Below are 15,344 nucleotides of genomic sequence, written 5' to 3' on the forward strand. Positions count from 1 at the left end.
GCATGCCCAGAGGCGCTGGAGACACCGGCTGGCTCGGCGGCATTTCCGCGGAAGTGCGCTGCCTGTGCGTAATCAGCTTTATCTCCGCCGTGGGCTTCGGCATCCAGTCACCGGCCATTCCGCTGTTCGGTCAGGCGCTAGGGGTGGGCAGCAGCATGATCGGCATGATCATCGCGGCCTTCCCCTTCGCCCGCCTGCTGATGGCTTGGCCAGGCGGCAGACTGGTCAATCGCTGGGGCGAGTACCGGTTGCTGTGCGGCGGTCTTGGGCTCATGGCGCTGGGCAGCGTTGCCGCCGGCTTTTCCGCTTCCGCCGAGCAACTGCTGGCATGGCGCGGTCTGTGCGGGATAGGCTCGATCCTCTACAGCGTGTCGGCCATGAGCCTCATGCTGCGCACCACCGCCGCCAGCCACCGGGGGCGGGCGGCGGGGCTGTTCATGGGTGCCTATTACGTCGGGACGGTCGCCGGTCCCGCCATCGGCAGCCTGTTCGTGGACATGTCTGTGCGCCTGCCGTTCTTCCTCTACGGAGCCGGAACGGGAACGGCGGCCCTGGTCGCGGCACTGCTGCTGCGCCACCTGCGCCACGGTCACAACTCGGCGAGCGACTCCGGGCAAGCGGCGGTCAGCTTTGGCCAGGCGCTACGCCTGGCCTCTTACCGATCCGCGATCGCCAGCAATTTCGCCATCGGCTTTGCCGTTTACGGGGTCAGGGTTTCCGTCCTGCCGCTGTTCCTGCTGACGGTGCTCAATCAGCCGGCGAAATGGATCGGCATCGGCCTGACCGTCGGTGCACTGACCCAGACACTGCTACTGCCCAAGGCTGGCCGATGGGTGGACACCTGGGGTCGCAAGCCAAGCCTGATGGTGGGCATGTCCCTGGTACTGGGCAGTTTCCTGCTCATCCAGGGCGGGCAATCGCTGACAACCTACCTGGGCGGGCTCGCGCTGATGGGGCTCGGAACCGCGTTCTGCACCACCGCCGCAGCCGCAGTCGCCGGTGACACCGCCAATGGCCGTGGGGGTACGGTGATAGCCGGCTACCAGATGGCCGCCGACCTCGGCATGGTCATCGGCCCTATTCTCATCGGGGTGCTCGCCGAGCGGCACTCCTACGCCCTCGCCCTCGGCTGCACCGCCGGTCTGCTGGCACTGGCCGCCTTGACGACACTGTCCATCCCCCACGGCAAGAACACGGGGAGCAACCCATGAGCGAGCGCAGCCAATCGGCCTTGATCCGCGCCGACCAGCAGTTCGCCCGTGAATTGCGAAGAGTTGGCGGCCGGGTTATGGGAAGCCTCAGCGCATCTGACCCGAGTGGACTTCCAGCCGCTTACGCAAACCACATCCGCCATAAACCAGCAGGCAAATCGCCTGAACAAGGAGCAGACATGCCAACGGAAATCCAAATGAAAAGCGCCCTTCAGGCCTACATCGACGCCTTCAACCGCAATGACCTGGAAGCCATCATCGCCCTCTACCACGACGACGCAACGGTGGAAGACCCGTACGGCTCGTCGCCGCGCGAGGGCAAGACGCAAATCGTCGAGTTCTACCGCAGCGCCATGGCCAACGGTGCCACCCTACAGCTCTGCGCACCGATCCGCGCCTCTCACGGCGATGCTGCCGCGATGGCCTTCGATGCCGTGGCGAAGCTACCCCAGGACGAAGCGCGGGTACGGGTCATCGATGTGATGACCTTCGACGAAGCCGGGCTCATCACCTCCATGCGCGCCTATTTCGGCCCAGGCGACATCGAGATTAAGGCCTCCTCCGACAGCCGCAACGACTAGCCAAAGCGATAAGCCGAGACCGCGACGAGGCCCCCCAGCCGCTCGGCGTAAACGCGCCGTGCGGGCTGGTCACCTGCTGCAGCGCAAGCCACCAGCAACGGCAGCAAGTGTTCCTCGCGCGGATGGGCGAAGCGCGCCTGCGGTGCCTCGACCCAATGGCACAGGCGCTGACTTCGTTCCTCCGGCGTCCCCATCAGCGTATCGAGCAACCAGTCATCGAATGCCTGCGCTCGCGCAGCCAGGTCCTCTGCAGATGCACGGACGTTGTGGAAAGACATGCCGCTGCCCACGATCAACACCCCCTCCTCTCGCAACCCCGCCAGCGCCGCCCCGGCAGCCAGGTGTGCTGCCGGCTCCAGATCGCTGCGCAGTGACAGCTGCAGCATCGGGATATCCGCCTGCGGATAGATCAGTTTGAACGGGATGAACGCACCGTGATCCAGTCCGCGTGTGTCGTCGAGCGTTGCCGGTAGCCCTGCGCCGCGCAAGCGTTCGCACACATCGCTGGCCAGCCAGGGTGAGCCGGCGACCGGGTATTGCAGTCGATAGGTGTGCGCCGGGAATCCGCTGTAGTCGTAGATCAGACCAGGGGCCGGACTGGACGTCAGCGTGAAGCGCTCGGCCTCCCAGTGAGCAGAAACGACCAGGATGGCCTTCGGCCGTTCCGGCAGGCTCGACGCCAGGCCCTGCAGCCATGCCCCCAGTGAATGCCACATCTCGGCCGGGCCGAAGTCCCAGCGCATGAAGAAGCAGGGACCCGCCCCATGAGGAATAAACAAACTCGGAAGGCTCATTGAAGATGCAACCTCAGGCTCAGGAACAGGATTGATGACGCTGCTGGCAGAGAGAGCGCCAGGCTCAGGACGCACACCAGTAACGGGTTGGTTGGCCACCTGTAATTTGTCGCCAGTGTGCGGTCTTCTCAACCCCGGACGCCTCGCCCAGATTGATTACCACGACTCCGTAGTAATGCAGTGATGCAGAAAGAGTGCTGAAACTACTGCATGCGGGTGAGGGCGCGCGCCGACACATCCGGCATGATTTGGACAAGCCCGACAAGAGGACAGTCCAATGCCCCCCGTAATCGAACCGATCTCCAGTGCCTCGCAGGATAAAACGCGACTGCGCCAGCGACTCGCCGAGCGTCTCTACAGGGCGCTACGCAATGGCGAGACGATCCAGCCGCTGACCACCACCGATTCGCTGGATATCGAAGACGCGTACCACATCTCACTGGCCATGCTGGAACAGCGTAAAGCCGACGGCGAGCGGATCATCGGCAAAAAAATCGGCGTAACGAGCAAAGCCGTACAGGAAATGCTCGGCGTCCACCAACCGGACTTCGGCTTCCTCACCGACCGCATGCATTTCGATAACGATGCCTGCGTCAGCCTTAGCCAGGCCAACCTTATCCAGCCCCGCGCAGAAGGTGAGATCGCCTTCATCCTCAAGCACGACCTGATGGGCCCCGGCGTCACCCTGGAGGATGTGCTGCAAGCCACTGACTCGGTCATGGCCTGCTTTGAGATCGTCGATTCGCGCATCTGCGACTGGAAGATATCCATACAGGACACCATCGCCGACAACGCCTCCTGCGGTGTCTTCGTCCTGGGTAGCCCGCGCGTCTCCCCTGCCGGCCTCGACCTCGCCAATGTCCGCCTGGATATGAAGCGCAACGGAGAGCCACACTCCAGCGGGCTTGGCTCGGCCGTGCAAGGGCACCCTGCCGAGGCCGTGGCCTGGCTGGCCAATACCTTGGGTACCTTCGGCATGCCCCTGCTCGCTGGCGAAATCATCCTGTCGGGATCGCTGGTTCCCCTGGTACCCGTAAAAGCTGGCGACCACTTCGAGCTGACCGTTACGGGTATCGGCTGCGCCTCGATTCGCTTCACCGACTGACTCTGCCCTCCCTAAATGCGAGAGAACTGGCCATGACACGCAAAATCAGATGCGCCCTGATCGGACCCGGCAACATCGGTACCGACCTGCTCTACAAACTTCAACGCAGCAAAGTGCTGGAGCCGGTCTGGATGGTCGGTATCGACCCCGAATCCGACGGTTTGAAGCGCGCCCGGGAAATGGGACTGAACGTCACCTGCGAAGGCGTCGATGGGCTCCTGCCCCACGTCAAGGCCGACGACATCCGGATCGCCTTTGACGCGACCTCCGCCTACGTACATGCCGAGAACTCGCGCAAGCTCAATGAACTGGGCGTGCTGATGATCGACCTCACGCCTGCGGCCATCGGCCCGTACTGCGTGCCGCCGGTAAACCTGGCCGATCACTTGGGCAAGCAGGTGCTGAACGTCAACATGGTGACCTGCGGGGGACAAGCGACCATTCCCATGGTCCACGCGGTGTCACGTGTGCAGCCCGTTGCCTATGGCGAGATCGTGGCGACGGTGTCATCCCGTTCGGTCGGCCCCGGCACCCGCAAGAATATCGACGAGTTCACCCGCACCACTGCCGGCGCGGTGGTCACGGTCGGTGGGGCCAAGGAAGGCAAGGCGATCATCGTGATCAACCCGGCCGAACCTGCGCTGATCATGCGTGACACCATTCACTGCCTGACCGAAAGCGAACCGGATCGCGAAGCTATCACCCAATCGGTGCACGCAATGATCAAGGACGTACAGAAGTATGTGCCCGGCTACACGCTGAAGAACGGACCGGTATTCGACGGCAATCGCGTGTCGATTTTCATGGAGGTGGAGGGCCTAGGCGACTACCTGCCCAAGTACGCGGGCAATCTGGACATCATGACCGCGGCCGCCGCCCGTACCGCGGAGATGTTTGCCGAAGACATGCTGAACGCCTAACCACTCTCGAATGGAAATTGCCATGACCTCCTTACGCGGCAAGCAAATCAAACTGCACGACATGTCATTGCGCGACGGAATGCACCCAAAGCGCCACCAGATCACCCTGCAGGAGATGGTGGATGTGGCCACCGGCCTGGACGCAGCCGGTGTTCAGCTGATCGAAGTCACCCACGGCGATGGCCTGGGCGGCACCTCCGTCAATTACGGCTTTGCGGCACACAGCGACGAGGAATACCTGCGTGCGGTCATTGCGCAAATGACACAGGCCAAGGTATCGGCCCTGCTACTGCCCGGTATCGGCACCGTCGATCATCTGCAGATGGCACATGACTGCGGCGTACACACCATTCGCGTGGCAACCCATTGCACCGAGGCCGACGTTTCCGAGCAGCACATCCAATACGGTCGTAAGTTGGACATGGATACGGTCGGTTTCCTGATGATGGCACACATGCTCGACGCCGACGGCTTGGTAAAACAGGCCAAATTGATGGAAAGTTACGGAGCCAACTGTCTCTACATCACGGACTCGGCCGGGTACATGCTCCCCGAGGACGTTCGCGTACGCATCGACGCGGTTCGCCAGGCGCTGAAACCGGAAACCGAACTGGGCTTCCACGGCCACCACAACCTCGGCATGGGCATAGCCAACTCGCTGGCAGCCATTGAAGCCGGTGCCAATCGCATCGACGGTTCCGCCGCCGGCCTAGGTGCCGGTGCCGGCAACACGCCGCTGGAAGTCTTCAATGCAGTCTGCGATCGCTTGGGTATCATTACGGGCGTGGACGTGTTCAAGCTCGCTGATGTTGCCGAAGAGAAGGTGTTCCCGATGATGGAGCACATCGTCCGGGTCGACCGTGACTCGCTGATGCTAGGGTACGCTGGCGTCTACTCCTCGTTCCTGCTGTTCGCCAAACGTGCCGAAAAGAAGTATGGCGTGCCCTCCCACGAGATCCTGTTGGAACTGGGCCGACGCAAGACTGTCGGCGGTCAGGAGGACATGATCGAGGACCTGGCGCTGGACATGGCACGTGAACGCGCAATCAGCCACTAACGCTGACAGCGTCCCGACATCAGAGATCGTTTACCCCTGCCCCCTTACGGGGGCTTTTTTTTTCCATGAAATCAATGTCCAGCGCACACAAAATCACGCAGATCAGGTCCATTTCAATCGACATTCAGCCTGAGCCACAAAAATCTCCTCCATGCCCGCTTTCCTTGGCCCTCACGCAGTTTTGCAATCACCTCGATATCAACAAACATCGTCCGTTCTGACCATGCTGGAAAGTGCTGCACGTTAGACAATTCAAGCCACAGATACGGCTCCCAGTCCCAGAGGAAAACGGGCATGAATAACAACGCACAACTCTCACAAGCCGGCCAGCAGAAACTTGGCACTACCACACTGGATCCCCGGGAGTTTCGCCACGCTCTGGGGACGTTCACCACGGGTGTCACCATCATTACGGCTCGCGACCAGGACGATTCCCCCGTCGGCGTAACGGCTAATAGTTTCAACTCGGTGTCCCTGGACCCTCCACTGGTGCTCTGGAGCCTGGCTCGCAAATCGCAGAGCCTCGCCACCTTCGAAAACGCTAGCCACTGGGCTGTGCATATCCTCGCCCACGACCAGGGCGAACTCTCGGCGCGTTTCGCCCGTAGCGTCTCCGGGCCGGAGAAATTCGACGGAATCGAATACGAGGGCGGCCTGGGCTCGGCGCCGCTGCTGGCCGGCTGCACCACTCGGCTGCAGTGCCGCACGGCCCATATCTACGATGGCGGCGACCACATCATCCTGGTGGGCGAAGTACTCAAGTTCGACAAGTCCGATACCCCTCCACTGGTATTCCAGAGTGGCAACTACGCCATCGCCACCAGCACCACGCAAACTATCATGCCACCTCCTGACGAGGACCCTCGTAACGTCAGCGAAGCCAGCCCCCTTGGCTATTTGCTGGCCAGCGCATACCTGCACTTCTCCGCCAGGACGCAGGAACATGCCTCTGAGCTCAAACTCAACAACATCGAGTACCTGGTCCTCAGTGCACTGGGTACACGGGAAGGACGCACCTACCACGAGTTGATTTCCCTCGCCGCATACACCGGACGCGAAGTCGGCCCTGAATCGATCAACGACCTGGCAGCGAGAGGGCTGATTCGCATCGATGACGAACGCACCGCACCGGACGATGAGGACCACGCGCAAATTTTCCTGACACCCGAAGGCAAGAAAGTCGTCGCTCGCATCCTCATCCAGAGTCAGCAGGTGGAGGATACGATGATGCGACAGCTCGGAGTCCCCGAGACCATTGCACTGCGTACCCTACTGAGCCGCTTCGTGAGGATCCACAGTCCGCTTATCCCCTATCGCTGGTTCTGAGGCTGTCCCGCTAGCTCTGCGAAAGAAACCTTGATATCACGGTTCACATCGCTGGAGCTCGCAACACTGAGTCTTTGTATGAACCTAGTACTGAATGCCCAGCATCCGCTGCAATTCACGAATCTGCTTGAGCGCATCGCTCAGCAGTGCTGCGGCGTGGAAGGCGTGCGATCCGGTGCAGCACGCTAAGGGCTACCAGGCGCTGATCCTAGCGGCGCTGCAAGCTATTGGCATGCCCTATCGCATTGGCAGCCACGACCGTGATGAGCTGCGCCGCGCCTTCGCATCAATCACCTCATCTACTCACGCCAACAGGCCAACAGGCCAAACAGTCCGTGGAACGGTCAAATGCCCGCACCATATCGTGTTCTATCGTGTGGTAAACGACGACGTGATTGAGGTCGTCAGACTTCTTCATGACGCCATGGAGGTGCAGTTGCACCTACCTAACGACTGATCAGCGGCGAGTGGAATGGCACCATGAATCTCACCGAACCGCAGGCCGGTTCCGACCCTGCGGCCGTGCGCTGCCGCGCCGAGGCTCAGTACGATGGCACTTATCGCATCCACGGGCAAAAATCTTCATAACCTATGGCGAGCACGATCTTACCGATAACATCGTGCACTTGGTTCTGGCCCGGGTTCCCGGTGCGCCCGAAGGCGTTAAGGGCATCTCATTGTTCGTGGTGCCGAAGTTTCTGGTCGAGGCTGATGGAAATCTCGGTGCTCGCAACGACGTACGTTGCGTATCTATCGAGCACAAGCTGGGCATCCATGCCAGCCCGACCGCCGTACTCGCCTTCGGCGACAATGCAGGTGCAATCGGCTGGCTGGTAGACGAAAAAAATCGCGGACTGGAATACATGTTCATCATGATGAACGCAGCCCGTTTCTCTGTTGGCATCGAAGGTGTTGGCTTGTCGGAGCGCTCTTACCAGCGTGCCCTCGCCTAGCGTCCGCATTTGGCCAACTTGTTGCATCGACCGGTTGAATCCACAGCCAAAAGCAGCCAGTCGTGACCGGAGAGAACGGCCAAAAGCAGGCGCTCAAGACGCCTAAAATTCCAGAGGTCATTCAGCTTTGTGCTGAGCCACGTGAAACTTAAACCGCCCCAACAACGCTTAGGGGAAGACCGGGACTATCTTTGCCTGCTCGATCAGCCAATCGATGAGCAAAGCTATCTCCGGGATATCGCGACTCTCCTCGTTGCAGATGCAGAAATAGTCCATCCCCGTCGGAACCTTCAGTGCAAAGGGCTGCACCAGGCGGCCCTCATCCAAATCGCGCAATGAATTGATCTCGTCGCTAAGTGCAACACCATAGCCATCTCGCGCCGCCTGCAGGGCAATGCCGAAGTCTTCCAGATGGACATCGGCATCACCTGGGTAAGGCAAGCGCGCCTCTAGCAGCCAGCGCCGCCATTGAGCGCCGTCATCCTCATGCAAGAGGCGGTGGTGAACAAGGTCGGACGGCTGCTTGAGCGCACGCGGGCCGCGCAGCAATTGCGGGCAGCAGACGGGAAACATATGCAGGCTTTGCAGTGGCCGCCACCAGAAACCCTCCCACGTCGGAGCGTCGTAGAGCACGGCGATATCGGCCCTGCGCCAGTCCACCTCGCTGATGTCGTCGGCAGTAATGACGCGCAGGTGAATGTGCGGATGTTCTGCACGAAAGGCGAACAACTTCGGCATCAGCCAGGCCGCGCCAAAAATCGGTTCCGTGGAAATGGTCAGGACTTTCGTCGCTGGCTCCTGGAAGTACGCCTCGGAAATCTGTCGCACCCCTTCGGTGATCTCGCCGATGCCGCGAGCTACCGAACGTTGTAGCGCCAGGCCTCGTTCGGTCAGCACCAGGAAGCGGCCCTGCTTGTAGAAAAGATCGATGCCGAGTGAGCTCTGTAACGCTCTTATCTGCTGGCTGACAGCCCCGGCGGTGACATGCAGCTCAGCGGCGGCCGCACCGACATGGCCCAGCCTTGCAACACATTCAAATACGCGAAACGCATGGAGCGGAGGTAAGGGCATGCGGGTTTACCATTTAGTTTTTCTGCCTGTTTTTTTGACAATTTATATAGATTGATTGTGCCTTGAGCAACCGCAAAGATTCAGCGGAGGGAGGCCAAAGACAACAATTCAATAGGTGGCCCTACGAAGCACAGGCAACAACAGGTGTGGCAAGTAAGCGATGAGGGGTGGGCTCGGTGCACCTCTACCTGTTTCGCTCGTGTGCCTTGGTAAATGAGATATCTAGCTGGATAACCTGGGGGACTCGTTACATGGATCAAGAACAAGACATTCAGTTGGCAACAGAGCCGTTGATGGCAGATCAAGCCGCAATGGAGGGGCCTACGAACCCGGGAAGGCGCCGGTTCAATATGGGCGCGTTGGTGGCTATTACTGCAACTGCCATCGGTACGTCAGGGCTTGGACGCCTGGCCCGAGCCGCGGAGCCCAACCCTGCCTCCGATGGCTATCGGGTGCCCGCAGAGTGGGAGCCACACCAGAGCGTATTGATGGCGTACCCCTATGACAAGAGCTACAAGGACCAACTGAAACCCATGCAGGACTCTGTCATCAACGTAGCGAATGCCATTGCGCAGTTCGAACCGGTCTTGATGATGGCGATGACCGGCTATACCGAGGTTGTACGTAAGCGCTGCGGCCCTAACGTTACTGTCATCGAGAATCCATACAACGATTGCTGGACCCGTGATACCGCGCCAGTCTTCGCGCTGAGCCCATCAGGACGCGACATGCTGGGACGCGATTTCATTTTCAACGGCTGGGGTAACAGGTGGTCGGCCGCCCTGGATGATCAATTGCCCACCGGCGTGTGCGCCACCCTTAACGTGCCTAAATCACCAGTCAATATGGTCTTTGAAGGTGGCGCGGTGATTACCGATGGGCAGGGCACGCTCATTACCACCGAACAGTGTTTGCTCAATCCCAATCGTAATCCGAGCATGACCAAGGCTCAGATCGAGACCGCGCTGCTCCGTGTCTATAACGCGACCAAGATGATCTGGCTGCCGTATGGGGTGTACGGCGACGACGGCGCTGCCGCTACCGATGGGCATGTCGACCTGGTTGCTGCGTGCATCGAGCCAGCCCATTTGTTATTGAATTACCCGTCGGACCCAAGCAACCCCAACGTGCCCAGGATGGCGGCAAACCTGGCAGTGCTGCAACAAAGCACCGATGCAAGGGGCCGCCCCTTCAAGATTACCAAGATGCCCGTTCAGCCAACATTCAAGGTGTCAGGCCTGACGGTGGAGAACTTCAGCTACATCAACTTCTACAAATCCAACGTCGGCATCGTGGTTCCTACTTCAAGCACTCCTGCAGATGAGATTGCCTTGAATCTCTTCCGGGAGATTTTTCCGGGACGGCCAGTCGTGGGTGTCGATGGCACCATCCTTGCCAACAATGGCGGTGGTGTGCATTGCATCACCCAACACATTCCTAGTGTCGGTTAGCGCTGAAAAGAATTGCCGCCTATGAGACGCAAGCAATAGCCAGACTGCTTTCCCTCGCAGGGTTGGGCCAGTTCGGCTGATCCAGCCCTGCGCGGGGAATCACCGCCTAACTCCAAAAGATGACGTGCCCGCGTTTGTGCATGCCGCTGCCTGGTGCATCCCGTCAGCGCCTGCACGAAGCGTAGGAGACATCGGCGTCAGACCATATCGTTTAGTTTTTTTGCTTGAATTACTTGTAGTTTATATAGATTGATTGTGATTCAAGCAGCCGTAACAATTCATTTGGAGCTAGGCCAAAGACAATAATTCAAAAGGTGGTCCTATGAAGTACAAGCAGCAACAGCCGTGGCAAAAAATCGATATGGGAGCGGACTCGGTGTCCTGGCGCACCGCCCGCGTTGGAGTCGGCAGCCTGCGTGCCGTCCTGCTGAAGGCTCTGACGATGCTTGCTGGCCCGGCGCTGGCAGCCGAACGAGTGGGCACCATCTCCCAAAGCTGTGAGAAATGGATCAAGCATCAACTCCCCCGCTCGCTCCTCGCTACGATCTGCAGCCTGGGCCTGCTGACCGCTAACGCGAATGCGGAGGAGCGCACCCTGCGTGTCTACAACTGGTTCGACTACGTCGCCCCGCAGACACTGGACAACTTCAAGAAGGAGAACGGCGCAAAACTGGTCTACGACATCTTCGACAGCAACGAAACCCTGGAGGCCAAACTGCTCACCGGCAACTCCGGCTATGACGTGGTGGTGCCGTCCGACAGTTTCCTCGCCAAGCAGATTCAGGCCGACGCTTTCCAGCCACTTGACCGCAGCAAGCTACCCAACTGGAAGCATCTGGACCCGCAACTGATGAAGCTGATCGAAGCCAACGATCCGGGTAACCGTTTCGCCGTGCCTTATTTGTACGGAACCGTACTGATCGGTTTCAACCCGGCCAAGGTCAAGGCTGCTCTCGGCGAAAACGCGCCGGTGGACAGCTGGGATCTGATCTTCAAGGAAGAGAACATTGCCAAGCTCAAGCAGTGCGGCGTGGCCCTTCTCGATTCGCCGACGGATATGATCCCCATCGCCCTCCACTACCTGGGCCTGCCGCCCAACAGCACTCAGGCCAAGGACTACGCGAAGGCCGAAGAACTGCTGAAAAAGATCCGCCCCAACGTCGCCTACTTCCACTCCTCAAAATACATGACCGATATCGCCAATGGTGACATCTGCGTGGCCGTGGGTTACTCCGGCAGTTTCTCCCAGGCGGCCAATCGCGCCAAGGAGGCCGGTAACGGCGTGGTGGTGGACATGCGCTTGCCCAAGGAAGGCGCACCGGTCTGGTTCGACGTGCTGGCCATCCCCAAGGATGCGAAGAACCCGGATGATGCCCATGCCTTGATCAACTACCTGCTGCAACCGCAGGTGATTGCTCCGATCAGCGACTTCGTCGGTTATCCCAACCCGAACAAGGACGCCACTGCCCTGGTCAGCCCGGAAATCCGCAACAACCCCAATCTCTACCCCGCCACCGACATCCAGACTTCTCTATTCGCGCTGGTGCCTCTGCCGTCCAGTGCAGAACGCGCTCGCACCCGTGCATGGACCAAGCTCAAGTCGGGAACCTGACAGTAAATTGCGCTGCGCCAGTGAAACTCAACGGAACCAGGCACATGGCCGATGCGTTTTCGCTGGCACGCGGCGCCAATCTAGTCACCTTGCAGACCCAGTAGCCATTGGTAAAAGCATGATTGAAGTAACCGAAGTTTCCATTGCCGAGCTGCGCGCAGCCCTCGAAGCTGGCCGAACCACGGCAGTTGAGCTGGTCCAGGCCTATCTCTCACGGATCGATGCCTACGACGGCCCCAACACGCCCACCGCCCTCAACGCAGTGGTGGTGCGCAACCCGAATGCGCTTGAAGAAGCGCAGGCCTCCGACGCCCGTCGTGCCCGTGGTGAGACCCTCGGCCCGCTCGATGGTATTCCCTATACAGCCAAGGACAGCTACCTGATCAAAGGCCTGAGCGCGGCGTCCGGCAGCCCGGCCTTCAAGGACCTGGTTGCCTATCGCGATGCGTTCACCATCGAGCGCTTGCGCGGCGCCGGTGCGATCTGCCTGGGCAAGACCAATATGCCGCCCATGGCCAATGGCGGCATGCAGCGCGGCGTGTATGGCCGTGCCGAGAGCCCGTACAACGCGGACTACCTCACTGCACCCTTCGCCTCAGGTTCCTCCAATGGCGCAGGCACGGCCACCGCTGCCAGTTTCGCCGCCTTCGGCCTTGCTGAGGAAACCTGGTCGAGCGGTCGCGGGCCGGCCTCAAACAATGGTCTGTGCGCCTATACACCGTCGCGCGGGGTGATCTCGGTGCGCGGCAACTGGCCACTGACGCCAACCATGGATGTGGTCGTGCCCTATGCCAGGACCATGGCCGACCTGCTCGAAGTGCTCGACGTGGTGGTGGCCGAAGACGCCGACAAACGTGGCGACCTATGGCGCTTGCAGCCTTGGGTGCCGATCCCCAGCGTCGCCTCGGTGCGCCCCGCTTCCTACCTGGAATTGGCTGCCGGGCCCGCCGCACTCGCCGGCAAGCGCTTGGGCGTACCGCGCATGTACATCAACGCCGACCCCGACGCTGGCACCGGCGAAGCGCCGGGTATCGGGTGGGCGACAGGCCAGCGGATCAACACTCGCCCCTCGGTGATTGCCCTCTGGGAAAACGCGCGAAAGACTCTGGAAGCGGCCGGTGCCGAAGTGGTTGAGACGGATTTCCCGCTGGTCTCCAATTGCGAGGGCGATCGACCTGGGGCGCCGACGGTGTTAACCCGCGGCCTGGTGTCCAGGGAGTTCCTCCATCACGAACTGTGGGACCTGACCGCCTGGGCCTTCGATGATTTCCTACAAGCCAACGACGATCCCAAACTAAACCGTCTGGCTGACGTCGACGGCCCGCAGATTTTTCCGCACGACCCAGGCGCTCTGCCTGACCGCGAAGATGGCCCGGCCATTGGCATGGACGAATACGTGCGCATGGCGGAGCGTGGCATCACCCGGTGGGATCAGATCGCCACGCTGCCTGATGGCCTACGTGGGCTGGAGCAGACTCGGCGTATCGATCTTGAGGAGTGGATGGATCGGCTGGGGCTCGACGCGGTGATTTTCCCGGCGGTCGCCGACGTGGGCCCGGCGAATGCCGATGTCGATCCGCAATCGGCGGATATCGCCTGGAGCAACGGCGTCTGGGTCGCCAACGGCAACCTCGCCATCCGTCACCTCGGCGTGCCAACGATCACCGTGCCTATGGGCGTGATGCCGGACATCGGCATGCCCGTCGGCCTGACGTTTGCCGGTCGCGCCTACGACGACTCAGCGCTGCTGCACTTGGCGTCCGCGTTTGAGGCCACCGGATCGAAGCGCTTGATCCCGGTGCGAACCCCACCCTTGCCAGGCGGCTGAAAACCGCAATGGGTCTGGCGCGATAAAGCGCCAGTCCTGCCCAGTCACGGCAAGCCCGAGTAACAGAAACCAACCTTTACCCCAGCAAGCACTGCGTGAGCGTGCATATGACTGGGTCAGCTTTAGTAACCCGCATTGAGAATCCCATGCTAAATGACAATTCGATAATCGATCAGGCGATGACGCGTGACAGCCTGTATGGCACCGAGGGAGAACCGACCTACGGTGGTATCACCAGTTTTATGCGGCGTCGCTACACCCGCGATTTGCGTGGCGTGGATATCGCCATTAGCGGCATTCCGTTCGATACCGCGACCAGCAATCGACCAGGCAGCCGCTTCGGACCACGGGCCATCCGCGAGGCATCGGTACAGTCCGCCTGGGCGCGTCACTGGCCTTGGGAATTTGACCCGTTCGATCTGCTGGCTTGTGTCGATTATGGCGATTGCTATTTCGATTACGGCACCCCGGAGCAGACCCCTTCGGCGATCAGGGCCCATGCCGAGCGGATCTTGGCGGCGGGTACTGCGATGCTGACTCTAGGTGGCGATCACTTCATCAGCTATCCGCTGCTGCAAGCTCACGCGGCCAAGTATGGTCCGCTTTCCTTGATCCATTTCGATGCGCACCATGACCTGGAGTCCGACGGCGAGGACAAGCGCATCGACCACGGTTCAATGTTCTATCACGCCGTCCGCGAAGGGCTGGTTGATCCTGCACGGTCCATCCAGATTGGCCAGCGCACGACCAATGACGACGTCATGGGCTTTCAGGTGCTGAATGCCAGCGAGGTGCATGATCGCTCTACCAAGGAACTGGCGGAGATTATCCGGGCGCGCGTTGGCGACCATCCGGTCTATCTCACCTTCGATATCGACTGCCTCGACCCGGCATTTGCCCCAGGCACGGGGACGCCGGTCTGCGGTGGACTATCGAGCCATCAGGCCTTGGCGATTCTGCGAGGTCTGCGCGGTATCAACCTGATCGGCATGGACGTGGTGGAGGTAGCACCGCCCTATGATCACGCCGAGATTACTGCGCTTGCCGGGGCCGCGTTGGCGATGGAGATGATCTGCCTGTATGCCGCGCGGCATAAGCTGTAAACCAGTGGTCTGGACAGCTACAGACATTTTTCGACCAGTTGCTCTCATGACAGCAACTGGCCGATTACTGCCCTTGGCGAGAGGCAGAAAACGGCCGATTGTGTTGAAAAAGTAGCTCCCCTGTCTGGCCTGCGGCAAAATCTCTGCATTGGCCAGCAGGGAAGCACGCAGCATGATGGGACAGTTATCGAGTGGGCAGGAGCGACTGTTTTACTCGTTCAACCTTGAAGATCACATCCCCGCCAATCACCTTCTGCGCAGCATTGATCGGTGTCTCGATCTGAACGATCTGCGCCATTACCTCGCCGATTTCTATAGCCCGATTGGGCGTC

13 protein-coding genes and 2 pseudogenes are annotated in these 15,344 nt (G+C 60.3%); 13 read left to right on the forward strand and 2 right to left on the reverse strand.

The genetic code is table 11. From position 1 onward, the window contains the following. Positions 1-2 precede the first annotated feature (2 nt). Together KGB28_RS08180 and KGB28_RS08185 are read left to right on the forward strand one after the other, a co-directional pair. Positions 3-1,211 carry an MFS transporter gene (locus tag KGB28_RS08180; protein ID WP_223444062.1) on the forward strand — a complete coding sequence of 403 codons (1,209 nt, stop codon included), beginning with the start codon at positions 3-5 and terminating at the stop codon, positions 1,209-1,211. Positions 1,212-1,408: 197 nt separating this feature from the next. Continuing rightward, the gene (locus KGB28_RS08185; protein WP_223444064.1) at positions 1,409-1,792 is read left to right on the forward strand and encodes a nuclear transport factor 2 family protein; all 384 of its coding nucleotides are present in this window, start codon (positions 1,409-1,411) and stop codon (positions 1,790-1,792) included. Here the strand turns inward: KGB28_RS08185 and KGB28_RS08190 are convergent. Then, positions 1,789-2,586, reverse strand: a complete 798-nt coding sequence (locus tag KGB28_RS08190; protein ID WP_223444066.1) for a DODA-type extradiol aromatic ring-opening family dioxygenase — start codon at positions 2,584-2,586, stop codon at positions 1,789-1,791. The two genes, KGB28_RS08185 and KGB28_RS08190, sit on opposite strands and share 4 nt — an antisense overlap. Before the next feature lie 277 nt (positions 2,587-2,863). Between KGB28_RS08190 and KGB28_RS08195 the strand changes: the two genes are divergently transcribed. The 6 genes and pseudogenes from KGB28_RS08195 to KGB28_RS08220 all read left to right on the forward strand — a co-directional run. Next, positions 2,864-3,691, forward strand: a complete 828-nt coding sequence (locus tag KGB28_RS08195; RefSeq protein ID WP_223444067.1) for a fumarylacetoacetate hydrolase family protein — start codon at positions 2,864-2,866, stop codon at positions 3,689-3,691. A gap of 32 nt (positions 3,692-3,723) precedes the next feature. Then, a complete protein-coding gene (locus tag KGB28_RS08200; protein WP_223444068.1) occupies positions 3,724-4,611 on the forward strand; it encodes an acetaldehyde dehydrogenase (acetylating) in 888 nt (295 codons plus the stop codon). 22 nt (positions 4,612-4,633) lie between these two features. Next, positions 4,634-5,668 (forward strand): 4-hydroxy-2-oxovalerate aldolase, encoded by a 1,035-nt coding sequence (dmpG, locus tag KGB28_RS08205; RefSeq protein ID WP_223444072.1) that lies wholly within the window; start codon positions 4,634-4,636, stop codon positions 5,666-5,668. A 294-nt stretch (positions 5,669-5,962) separates the two neighbouring features. Then, positions 5,963-6,994 (forward strand): flavin reductase, encoded by a 1,032-nt coding sequence (locus KGB28_RS08210; RefSeq protein WP_223444074.1) that lies wholly within the window; start codon positions 5,963-5,965, stop codon positions 6,992-6,994. Positions 6,995-7,121: 127 nt separating this feature from the next. After that, positions 7,122-7,451 (forward strand): type II toxin-antitoxin system RelE/ParE family toxin, encoded by a 330-nt coding sequence (locus tag KGB28_RS08215; protein ID WP_411740578.1) that lies wholly within the window; start codon positions 7,122-7,124, stop codon positions 7,449-7,451. Beyond that, positions 7,445-7,941 (forward strand): annotated as a pseudogene (locus KGB28_RS08220) (acyl-CoA dehydrogenase family protein); the annotation flags it as partial. The gene KGB28_RS08215 and the pseudogene KGB28_RS08220, both read left to right, overlap by 7 nt. A 174-nt stretch (positions 7,942-8,115) precedes the next feature. Here the strand turns inward: KGB28_RS08220 and KGB28_RS08225 are convergent. Continuing rightward, positions 8,116-9,018, reverse strand: a complete 903-nt coding sequence (locus KGB28_RS08225; protein WP_223444076.1) for a LysR substrate-binding domain-containing protein — start codon at positions 9,016-9,018, stop codon at positions 8,116-8,118. 251 nt (positions 9,019-9,269) lie between these two features. On the opposite strand from KGB28_RS08225, the gene KGB28_RS08230 reads away from it, so the two are divergent. The 5 genes and pseudogenes from KGB28_RS08230 to KGB28_RS08250 all read left to right on the forward strand — a co-directional run. Beyond that, complete coding sequence (locus KGB28_RS08230; RefSeq protein WP_223444077.1) at positions 9,270-10,469, forward strand: agmatine/peptidylarginine deiminase; 1,200 nt, start codon at positions 9,270-9,272, stop codon at positions 10,467-10,469. A gap of 322 nt (positions 10,470-10,791) precedes the next feature. Then, complete coding sequence (locus KGB28_RS08235; RefSeq protein WP_223444078.1) at positions 10,792-12,081, forward strand: polyamine ABC transporter substrate-binding protein; 1,290 nt, start codon at positions 10,792-10,794, stop codon at positions 12,079-12,081. A 118-nt stretch (positions 12,082-12,199) separates the two neighbouring features. Beyond that, the gene (locus KGB28_RS08240) at positions 12,200-13,909 is read left to right on the forward strand and encodes an amidase (RefSeq protein ID WP_223444079.1); all 1,710 of its coding nucleotides are present in this window, start codon (positions 12,200-12,202) and stop codon (positions 13,907-13,909) included. 146 nt (positions 13,910-14,055) lie between these two features. Continuing rightward, positions 14,056-15,012, forward strand: a complete 957-nt coding sequence (gene speB, locus KGB28_RS08245; protein ID WP_223444080.1) for an agmatinase — start codon at positions 14,056-14,058, stop codon at positions 15,010-15,012. 172 nt (positions 15,013-15,184) lie between these two features. Then, a pseudogene (locus KGB28_RS08250) lies at positions 15,185-15,344 on the forward strand (IS5/IS1182 family transposase); the annotation flags it as partial.

It is taken from the genome of Pseudomonas sp. BF-R-19 (genome assembly GCF_019956445.1).
Lineage (GTDB): Bacteria > Pseudomonadota > Gammaproteobacteria > Pseudomonadales > Pseudomonadaceae > Aquipseudomonas > Aquipseudomonas fluorescens_BH.

What these genes read in the sequence shown, in the direction of transcription:
- dmpG (WP_223444072.1), top strand. Translation starts at nt 4,634, where the DNA reads ATGACCTCCTTACGCGGCAAGCAAATCAAACTGCACGACATGTCATTG.
- KGB28_RS08240 (WP_223444079.1), top strand. Translation starts at nt 12,200, where the DNA reads ATGATTGAAGTAACCGAAGTTTCCATTGCCGAGCTGCGCGCAGCCCTC.
- KGB28_RS08185 (WP_223444064.1), top strand. Translation starts at nt 1,409, where the DNA reads ATGAAAAGCGCCCTTCAGGCCTACATCGACGCCTTCAACCGCAATGAC.
- KGB28_RS08180 (WP_223444062.1), top strand. Translation starts at nt 3, where the DNA reads ATGCCCAGAGGCGCTGGAGACACCGGCTGGCTCGGCGGCATTTCCGCG.
- speB (WP_223444080.1), top strand. Translation starts at nt 14,056, where the DNA reads ATGCTAAATGACAATTCGATAATCGATCAGGCGATGACGCGTGACAGC.
- KGB28_RS08200 (WP_223444068.1), top strand. Translation starts at nt 3,724, where the DNA reads ATGACACGCAAAATCAGATGCGCCCTGATCGGACCCGGCAACATCGGT.
- KGB28_RS08210 (WP_223444074.1), top strand. Translation starts at nt 5,963, where the DNA reads ATGAATAACAACGCACAACTCTCACAAGCCGGCCAGCAGAAACTTGGC.
- KGB28_RS08195 (WP_223444067.1), top strand. Translation starts at nt 2,864, where the DNA reads ATGCCCCCCGTAATCGAACCGATCTCCAGTGCCTCGCAGGATAAAACG.
- KGB28_RS08235 (WP_223444078.1), top strand. Translation starts at nt 10,792, where the DNA reads ATGAAGTACAAGCAGCAACAGCCGTGGCAAAAAATCGATATGGGAGCG.
- KGB28_RS08225 (WP_223444076.1), bottom strand. Translation starts at nt 9,018, where the DNA reads ATGCCCTTACCTCCGCTCCATGCGTTTCGCGTATTTGAATGTGTTGCA.
- KGB28_RS08230 (WP_223444077.1), top strand. Translation starts at nt 9,270, where the DNA reads ATGGATCAAGAACAAGACATTCAGTTGGCAACAGAGCCGTTGATGGCA.
- KGB28_RS08190 (WP_223444066.1), bottom strand. Translation starts at nt 2,586, where the DNA reads ATGAGCCTTCCGAGTTTGTTTATTCCTCATGGGGCGGGTCCCTGCTTC.